At 70.4% G+C, this 9016-nt stretch carries 9 protein-coding genes; 8 read left to right on the top strand and 1 reads right to left on the bottom strand.

The features are described 5' to 3' along the window. Window positions 1-45: 45 nt before the first annotated feature. Window positions 46-333, bottom strand: a complete 288-nt coding sequence (locus ACNTMW_RS20790; protein ID WP_426635359.1) for an L-lactate permease — start codon at window positions 331-333, stop codon at window positions 46-48. 240 nt (window positions 334-573) lie between these two features. Here ACNTMW_RS20790 and ACNTMW_RS20785 point away from each other — a divergent pair, with 240 nt between their 5' ends. From ACNTMW_RS20785 to pqqA, 8 genes are all read left to right on the top strand, one after another. After that, window positions 574-1626, top strand: coding sequence for a LacI family DNA-binding transcriptional regulator (locus ACNTMW_RS20785; protein ID WP_426635358.1), 1053 nt, complete (start codon window positions 574-576; stop codon window positions 1624-1626). Continuing rightward, the gene (locus tag ACNTMW_RS20780) at window positions 1619-2857 is read left to right on the top strand and encodes an extracellular solute-binding protein (RefSeq protein ID WP_426635356.1); all 1239 of its coding nucleotides are present in this window, start codon (window positions 1619-1621) and stop codon (window positions 2855-2857) included. Before ACNTMW_RS20785 ends, ACNTMW_RS20780 begins: the two co-directional genes overlap by 8 nt. Continuing rightward, window positions 2854-4002 carry an ABC transporter ATP-binding protein gene (locus ACNTMW_RS20775; RefSeq protein WP_426635355.1) on the top strand — a complete coding sequence of 383 codons (1149 nt, stop codon included), beginning with the start codon at window positions 2854-2856 and terminating at the stop codon, window positions 4000-4002. Before ACNTMW_RS20780 ends, ACNTMW_RS20775 begins: the two co-directional genes overlap by 4 nt. After that, the gene (locus ACNTMW_RS20770) at window positions 3999-4925 is read left to right on the top strand and encodes an ABC transporter permease (protein ID WP_426635354.1); all 927 of its coding nucleotides are present in this window, start codon (window positions 3999-4001) and stop codon (window positions 4923-4925) included. The genes ACNTMW_RS20775 and ACNTMW_RS20770 overlap by 4 nt, the downstream gene beginning before the upstream one ends. An 86-nt stretch (window positions 4926-5011) precedes the next feature. Beyond that, entirely contained in the window at window positions 5012-5821 is an 810-nt protein-coding gene (locus ACNTMW_RS20765; RefSeq protein WP_426635353.1) for an ABC transporter permease, read from the top strand. 103 nt (window positions 5822-5924) lie between these two features. After that, the gene (araD, locus tag ACNTMW_RS20760) at window positions 5925-7646 is read left to right on the top strand and encodes an L-arabinonate dehydratase (RefSeq protein WP_426635352.1); all 1722 of its coding nucleotides are present in this window, start codon (window positions 5925-5927) and stop codon (window positions 7644-7646) included. 172 nt (window positions 7647-7818) lie between these two features. Further along, on the top strand, window positions 7819-8490 hold the full coding sequence (locus ACNTMW_RS20755) for a FadR/GntR family transcriptional regulator (protein ID WP_426635351.1): 672 nt from the start codon (window positions 7819-7821) through the stop codon (window positions 8488-8490). 415 nt (window positions 8491-8905) lie between these two features. After that, on the top strand, window positions 8906-9016 hold the full coding sequence (gene pqqA / locus ACNTMW_RS20750; RefSeq protein WP_426635350.1) for a pyrroloquinoline quinone precursor peptide PqqA: 111 nt from the start codon (window positions 8906-8908) through the stop codon (window positions 9014-9016).

Raw genomic sequence — 9016 nt, 5'->3', positions numbered from 1 at the left:
CGCGCCGGGCGCGGGGGGCCCGCCCCCACCACGATGCCGCGAGAGTCACGGAACCACCCAGCCCAGCACCGGCGTGGACTGCAGGTACACCAGCGTGCACAGGGCGAACAGCAGCAGCACGCTCCAGCCGGACACCGCGCGGAACACGGTTCCCTCCTCCCCGACCCGGTCGATCGACGCGGCGCCGATCGCCAGGTTCTGCGGGGAGATCATTTTGGCGGGTACGCCGCCGGAGCCGTTGGCCGCCCGTGGTCGGCGCCGGTCACGGTAGCGGGCCTGAAAACCTTTCCAGGCGGTGTACCACCGGGACGGGCGCACGGTCAACGGATTCATCCGACCCGTGGAACGCATTCCACCCGACGGAAGAAACGCACCGGCGCCACCATCGACATTGGCGGTAGGCGATCGACCTCGGCACCGGTGGCCAGATAGGCGTTATGTCCGTTGTCATGAAAGACGAATAGACGGGCTCCTATGCTCCGGATTGAAGGGTTGACGCGATCGCAGGGCGCCGATTGACTCGCTCCACAAACGATTGCAGAGAATGTCATCACGACCAGGTGGAGCGGTTCGGTGCCGGTAACGATCCATGACGTCGCCCGCAGGGCCAAGGTCTCCGCGTCCACGGTGTCGCGCGCGTTGAGCGCGTCCCACCACGTCCGCGGCACCACCCGCGACCGCGTCCTGGCCGCCGCGCGCGAACTCGGATACCAGCCCAACCCGGCCGCACAGAGCCTGATCACCGGCCGGACCGGCAACATCGGCATCGTGGTGCCCGACCTGGGGAACCCGTTCTACACCGGGGTGCTGCGCGGCGTTCAGGCCCGCGCCCGCGCGAGCGGGTACGCGGTCTTCTTCGCCGACTGCGAGGAGGACGCGACCGCGGAGGAGGCACTGGTGCGGTCGATGGCCCGCCAGGTCGACGGCGTCATCATCTGCGCGCCGTTCTCCAGCGACAGCCAGCTACACGCCCTGGCGTCGGTCACCTCGCTGACGCTGCTCAACCGCCGACTGCGGGGCGTACCGGCGGTCTTCATGGACAGTGCCAGGGGCATGAAACAGGTGGTCGACCACCTCGCCGCGCTCGGGCACCGGCGGTGCGCCTACCTCAACGGGCCGCACAACGCGTGGTCCAACCGGGAACGCCGGCGCGGCCTGCGCGCCGCCGCGGCCCGCCGGCACCTGGCGGTCGTCGAGTTCGGCCCGTTCGAGCCGAAGTTCGAAGGCGGCGTCCAGGCCGCCGACCTCGCGCTCGCCAGCGGCGTCACCGCCATCATCGCCTACAACGACCTGATGGCCCTCGGCGTGCTGTCCCGGCTGGCCGACCGCCAGGTCGCGGTACCCGACGAGATCAGCGTCGTGGGCTTCGACAACCTGCTGTACGCCGCGGTCTGCGCCCCGCCGCTGACCACCGTCGCGATGCCCATGGAGGCGGCCGGCCGCGCCGCCGTCGACCTTCTCCTCGCTCAGTCCGGCTCCGAGCAGGACGGCCACCCCGTCCCGTCCCGCGAGCTGAGCACCAACCTGATCGTGCGGGCGACCACCGCTCCCGCCGCCAATCACCCATCGGCGGACCGACCCGCGCCGCCGTCCGGCCCCGGAAAGGGAACCGACAACGATGACTAGAACCCCGTCCCGTCGTACCGGCGTGCGCCGGTACGCCTGCGTGTTAACCGTCGCCGCGGCGCTCGCGGCGGCGGGGTGCAGTGCACCCGACACCGGAACGAAGAACGACGGCTCCTCCGGCGCCGGTACGGCGGTTCCGGACAAGCCGTCGAAGCCGCAGGTCATCAACGTCGTCGACGTTGCCGGCAACCTGCAACTGACGCAGGGCATCCTCGACGACTTCGCCAAGGCACACCCGGACATCGTCTCCAAGTTCGTCACCACCACCGCGACCGCGCCGCAGCTACCGCCGAAGATCAAGGCGGAGCAGGACGCCGGGCGCCTCGACATCGACCTGGTACTCACCGGCACCGACGCGCTCGCCGCCGGGATCGCCCAGAACCTGTGGCTGAAGCTGACCCCCGACCACAACTCCAAGCTGCCGGCACTGAACGACGTCTACACCGACGACGCGAAGAAGATGCAGGAGCTGGCGCAGGGGTACGGCGTCGTCGTCACCGAGTACCCGGCCGGACCGCTGATCGAGTACAACCCGAAGACGGTGCCCAACCCGCCGACGACCGTCGAGGAGCTGCTGGCGTACGCCAAGGCGCACCCCCAGAAGGTCGAGTGGGCCCAGCCCCGCAACTCCGGCCCGGCGCGCACGCTGCTGATGGGCCTGCCCTACATCCTCGGTGACAGCAACCCCAAGGATCCGGCGACCTGGGACAAGACCTGGGCGTACCTCGCGGAGCTGGCGCCCTACCAGCCGGCCTACCCCGGCGGCACCACGCAGACGATGAAGGACCTGGCCAACGGCACCGTCGACATCATCGCCAGTACGACCGGCTGGGACATCAACCCCCGAGCGCTGGGCACCGTACCGGCCGACATGAAGGTCGGCACGCTCTCCGGCTTCCACTGGATCACCGACGCGCACTACATGGTGGTACCGAAGGGCATCGACAAGGACAAGCTTTCGGCCATCCTCAACCTGATGAAGTTCGCGCTGCAGCCCAAGGAGCAGGCGATCACGTTCGACAAGGGCTACTTCTACCCCGGCCCGGCGGTCAAGGGCGTGACCATCGACATGGCGCCGCAGGCGAGCCAGGACGTCATCAAGCAGTTCGGGCGTCCCGAGTACGACGGCCTCATCTCCAGCCACCCCAAGGAGACGTCGCTGCCCGCCGACGCGCAGGTGAAGGCGTACGACCTGTGGGACCAAAAAGTTGGGTCAGTGGCGAAGAAATGACGGATAACCGGTTCGATCACCTGCGGCTGGACCAGGTCAGCCGGCACTTCGGGGGCCGCGCCGCCCTCGAGGCGCTCGACCTGCACATCGCCGGCGGCGAGTTCGTGGCGCTGCTCGGGCCCTCCGGCTGCGGCAAGTCCACGGCGCTCAACTGCCTGGCCGGGCTGCTGCCGCTGTCCGGCGGCAGTATCTGGCTCGACGACCGGCGCATCGACACGCTGCCGCCGGAGAAGCGCGGCTTCGGCATGGTGTTCCAGAACTACGCGCTCTTCCCGCACATGTCGGTGCGGCGCAACGTCGGCTTCGGCCTGCGGATGCGCCGCACCGGCCGGGATGAGGCGCGGCGGCGGGTGGACGAGGCGCTGCGGATGGTGCAGCTGCTGCCGTACGCCGACCGGCTGCCCGGTCAGCTCTCCGGCGGCCAGCAGCAGCGGGTGGCGATCGCCCGCGCGATCGTCCTGGAGCCCCCGGTGGTGCTCATGGACGAGCCGCTGTCCAACCTGGACGCCGCGCTCCGGCTGGAGATGCGTACCGAGATCCGGCGGCTGCACCAGTCGCTCGGGCTGACCACCGTGTACGTCACGCACGACCAGGAGGAGGCGCTGTCGCTGGCCGACCGCCTGGTCGTGCTGCGCGAGGGCGTGGTGCAGCAGATCGGCACCCCGGAGGAGCTGTACCGGGCGCCGGTCAACGCCTACGTGGCCGGCTTCATGGGCTACCGCAACCTGCTGCCGGTACAGGTGGAGGCCGGCGGTGGCGAGGGCGACCCGGTCCGGGTGACCGCACCCGGTCTCACGGCGACCGGCGCGGCCCGGCAGGCGCTGTCCGCCGGCCCGGCCGTGGCGGCCATCCGGCCCGAGGACTTCGTGGTCACCGACACCGGCGACAACCTCATCCCCGTCGACGTCGAGGTCGTCGAGTACCACGGCCGCGAGCAGGCGGTGCAGGGGCACCTGAAGGGCGGCCAGGTGGTACGGCTGCGGTCGGTCGACCGGCTCGCACCCGGTGACGCGGTCACCGTCCGCGTGCCGGCGGACAAGCTGCTGGTCTTCGCCGCCGACGCGGACGCGCTCGCGGCAGCCGGCGCGGCGGCCGGTGGTGCGGCGGCAGCGCCCGCCGCCGAACCGGCCGGGGCGGCGTCATGACCGGAGTCGTGGCCGAGGCGCCCCCGCGGCCGGCGGCCGGGAAGCTGGCGCTGCGGCACCGGCTCGCCGAGCGGGGCATCGACCGGGTCCTCCTGCTGCTGCTCCCCGGCGTGGTGTTCGTGGTCGCGCTGTTTGCGTACCCGTTCCTCTACGGCCTGGGCCTGTCGTTCCAGCCGAAGCAGGGCGGCGGCCCGTTCGCCAACTACCAGAAGTTCTTCTCCGACGCCTACCTGCGCGACACGATCTGGGTCACGCTCCGCCTGGGCCTGCCGGCCGCGCTGATCAACGTGTTCGCGTCGGTGCCGATCGCGTACCGGATGCGCGGCCGGGTGCCGGGCAAGCGGCTCATCACGACGATCCTGGTCGTGCCGATCACGCTGGGCACGGTGCTCACCGCGGAGGGCATCATCCAGTACTTCGGGCCGGCCGGCTGGTTCAACAAGATCCTCATGTCGGTCGGACTGGTCGACGAGGGCTCGCCGGTACGCCTGATCAACAACTACTGGGGCGTGCTGTTCTCGCTGATCATCAGCGGCTTCCCGTTTGCGTTCCTGCTCACCATGTCGTACCTGTCCGGCATCGACCCGAGCCTGGAGAAGGCGGCGGCCGTCCTGGGCGCGGGCTGGTGGCAGCGCTTCCGGCACATCACGTTCCCGCTGCTGTCGCCGGGGCTGGCGATGACGTTCTGCCTGACGTTCGTCCTCGCGTTCTCGGTGTTCCCGTCGGCGATCCTGGTCGGTGACCCGTCGAGGAGCACCCACGTCATCTCGATCGCGGCGGTGCACGCCGCGAACGAGCAGTACGACTACTCGATGGGTTCGACGATCGCAATGATCATGGCGGTCGTCATGCTCATCGTGATCGCCATCGTGCTGACCTGGCGCGGGCGCATGTACCGCGGTGCGACCGGAGGAAAGGGATGACCGCACTCGCCCATGGTCCCGCAGGGCTATCCGTGCCCGAAGACGGAAAATCCTCCAGGACCAGGAAAATCACCGCCCGTCCCGGCGTGTGGCTGGTCTGGGGCGTCATGATCTTCTTCTTCGTCAACCTGGTCGGCGTGGTCGCCGCCGTCGTGGTGAACTCGTTCTCCACCCGGTGGTTCGGCACCTGGTGGCCGGACGGCATGACCGGGCACCACTACGCCGACGCGTGGAAGGAGTTCGCGCTCTTCGACGTGCTGAAGGTGACGTTGCAGGTGTCGCTGGCCGTCGTGGTGGTCTCCGCGCTCATCGGGGTACCGGCCGCGTACGCGCTGGCCCGGCGCAACTTCCCGGGCAAGCGGCTGGTCACGCTGGCGTTCCTGCTTCCGATCATGGTGCCGCCGATCGCGTACGGCATCCCGCTGGCCACGGTGCTCTACAAGTTCCACCTCGGCGGCACGATGTGGGGCGTCATCCTGGCCAACCTCGTACCGTCGGTGCCGTTCGTGGTCCTCACGATGACGCCGTTCATCGAGCAGATCGACCCGAAGATCGAGGCTGCCGCGCGGATGTGCGGGGCGAGCACCCGGGCCATCTTCACCAAGGTGCTGCTGCCGCTGCTGGTACCCGGCGTGCTCGCCGCCTCGATCCTGGTACTGGTGCGCACGGTCGGCATGTTCGAGCTGACCTTCCTCACCGCCGGGCCGAGCAGCCAGACGCTGGTCGTCACGCTGTACTACTCGATGTCGGCCGCCGGTATCCGGGCGCCGCAGGCGGTGGACGCCATGGCGGTCATCTACACCCTGTCCATGCTCGTCCTCCTGGTCGTCGCGCTGCGCTTCGTCAACCCGACGCAGCTGGTGACCCGGGTCGGCGAGCAACGCGAATCGCACTGACGATCTGAAGATCGGGACAACTTCCCGGAAGTTGTGGTCTCAGCACCCTTCCGAGGCCACAACTTCCCTGAAGTTGTGACGATCATGGGAAGGGACGCGCGTGGTGAGGTCACCGGAGCAGCTACGCAGTCACCGCTGGTACGGCGGCGAGGGGGTCCGGGGGTTCAGCCACCGGGCCCGTACCCGGCAGATGGGCATCGGGGCGGAGGAGCACCTCGGCAAGCCGGTGGTCGGCGTCATCGACACCTGGAGCGAGATCAACCCGTGCCACCTGCACCTCAAGGAGCGGGCCGAGGCGGTCAAGCGGGGCGTGTGGCAGGCCGGCGGGTACCCGGTGATGATCCCGGCCGGCGCCGTCGCCGGGGAGACCTACAGCAAGCCGACCGCGATGCTGTACCGCAACCTGCTGGCGATGCAGACCGAGGAGCTGATCCGCTCGTACCCGGTCGACTCGGTGGTGCTGATGGGTGGCTGCGACAAGACCACCCCGGCCCTGCTGATGGGCGCGATCAGCGCCGACGTACCGGCGATCTTCTTCCCGGCCGGTCCGATGCTGCGCGGGAACTGGCGCGGCGAGGTGCTCGGCAGCGGCAGCGACATGTGGCGGTACTGGGACGACCGGCGCGCCGGGCTGGTCGACGACCGCCAGTGGGAGGAGCTGGAGCAGGGCATCGCCCGCTCGTACGGGCACTGCATGACGATGGGTACCGCCTCCACCATGACCTCGGTGGCGGAGGTGCTCGGCATGACCCTGCCCGGCGCGGCGTCCATCCCGGCCGCCGACTCGGCGCACACCCGGCTCGCCGCCGCCACCGGCATCCGCGCCGTGACGCTGGCCGCCGACGACGTGAAGCCGTCGACGATCCTCACCGCCGACGCGTACGCCGACGCGGTGACCACCGTGCTCGCCCTCGGCGGCTCCACCAACGCGGTCATCCACCTCATCGCGATGGCCCGCCGCAGCGGGGTCGACCTGACCGTCGACGACTTCGACGCCGCCGCCCGCCGCACCCCGGTGCTGGCCAATATCCGGCCCGGCGGCGCGTACCTGATGGAGGACTTCTTCTACGCGGGCGGCCTGCGCGGCCTGCTCGCGCGGATCACCGACCTGCTGCACCCGGACCGGCCGACCGTCGCCGGGGTCACGCTGCGCGAGGCGGTCGCGGGCGCCGAGGTCTACGACGACGACGTGATCCGCCCCCGCGACAAGCCGGTCGCGGGCGAAGGCGGGCTGGCCGTGCTGCGCGGCAACCTCGCCCCCGACGGCGCGGTCATCAAGCACCTCGCCGCCGACCCGGCGCTGCTGGTCCACACCGGCCCCGCGGTCGTCTTCGACGGGTACGCCGACCTGCTCGCCCGCATCGACGACGACGATCTCGACGTGGACGCCGACAGCGTACTGGTGCTGCGTTCCTCCGGCCCGCTGGGCGGCCCCGGCATGCCCGAGCACGGCATGCTGCCGATCCCGGCCACGCTGCTCAAGCAGGGCGTGCGCGACATGGTACGGGTGTCCGACGCCCGGATGAGCGGCACCAGCTACGGCGCCTGCGTGCTGCACGTGGCGCCCGAGTCGCACGTCGGCGGCCCGCTCGCGCTGGTACGCGACGGCGACCTCATGACCCTCGACGTACCCGGGCGGCGGCTGACACTGGAGGTGAGCGACGAGGAGCTGGCCCGCCGCCGCGCCGCCTGGACCCCGCCACCGGCCCGGTACCCGCGCGGGTACGGCGCACTGCACGCCGCCCACGTCTCGCAGGCCGACGCCGGCTGCGACTTCGACTTCCTGGCCGACCGGGCGGCCGTCCCCGAACCGGACGCCCGCTGAACCGGGACCGGACACCGGCGACGTTGACCGGACACCGGCGAACCTTGATCGTCACAACTTCCGGGAAGTCGTGGTCTCGGCCCACTCCTGAGGCCACAGTTTCCGGGAAGTCGTGACGATCAAGGTGTCATCGAGGGAGGCTCCGGTCGGCGCCCGCCCCTATCCTTCCTGCATGGCCATTACCGACGAGGCGATCGAACGCATCAAAGAGATGATCGTCTCCGGGCAGCTACGCCCGGGCGACCGCCTCCCCAAGGAGGCCGACCTCGCCAACCGCCTCGGGCTGTCGCGCAACTCGCTGCGCGAGGCGGTCCGCGCGCTGTCGCTGGTGCGCGTGCTCGACGTGCGCCAGGGCGACGGCACCTACGTGACCAGCCTGCGGCCGGAGCTGCTGCTGGACGCGGTGTCGTTCCTCGCCGATTTCCACCGCGACGACAGCGTGCTGCACCTGCTGGAGGTGCGCCGCATCCTCGAACCCGCGGCGAGCGCGATGGCGGCCCTGGCGATGAGCGACGAGGCGATCGACGAGCTGGGCGCGGTGCTGGACGAGCTGGGCGACGACCCCGACATCGAGCGCCTGATCACCACCGACCTGGAGTTCCACCGGCGCATCGCGGTCGGGTCGGGCAACCCGGTGCTCGCCTCGTTGATCGACAACCTGTCCGCGCCGACGGTACGGGCCCGGATCTGGCGCGGCATCTCCCAGGAGGGCGCCGCGGCGCGCACCAACGAGCAGCACCGGGCCATCCTCCAGGCGATCCGGTCCCGCCAGCCCGAGCTGGCGCGGTCCTGGGCGGCCGTGCATGTCGCCGGCGTCGAGGAGTGGCTGCGCCAGGCCGTTTAGCGGTCCGGGCGGCAGGCGGGCGGTCGGCACCTCGGGGCGGCGGGCGGTCGGTCGGTACCTCGGGACGGCGGGCGGTTGACGCGCCGGGCGTTTGACGCGCCGGCTACCGGGCAGTTCGCGATCGCGCGGTTGGTCGCCCATCCGCGGACCGCACGGTTGGTCGCCCATCCGCGGACCGCACGGTTGGTCGCCCATCCGCGGACCGCACGGTTGGTCGCCCATCCGCGGACCGCACGGTTGGTCGCCCATCCGCGGACCGCACGGTTGGTCGCCCATCCGTACGTTGCCTCACGCATAGGTTCCCGTCGGGCGAAAAGGCGGCCCGGAATCGATCCGACATCGATGAACGTCGCTTAGATTCGCCTTCGGACAGTGCTCACCAGGTCACTGTCCGACGACGAACACGGGAGGTCAGATGACCGACACCACCAGGACCCGCCGTCGGTGGGTACGGCCCGAGGCGACACAGGTCCGCCTCGGCGCCGAGGTCACGTCGTACGCCGGACTCGACCCGTTGCGTCCCTGA

This window comes from Planosporangium spinosum (assembly GCF_049999945.1).
Classification (GTDB): domain Bacteria; phylum Actinomycetota; class Actinomycetes; order Mycobacteriales; family Micromonosporaceae; genus Planosporangium; species Planosporangium spinosum.
The sequence above is the reverse complement of the archived record's forward strand: the minus strand, read 5'-3'. Positions and strand labels throughout refer to the sequence as shown.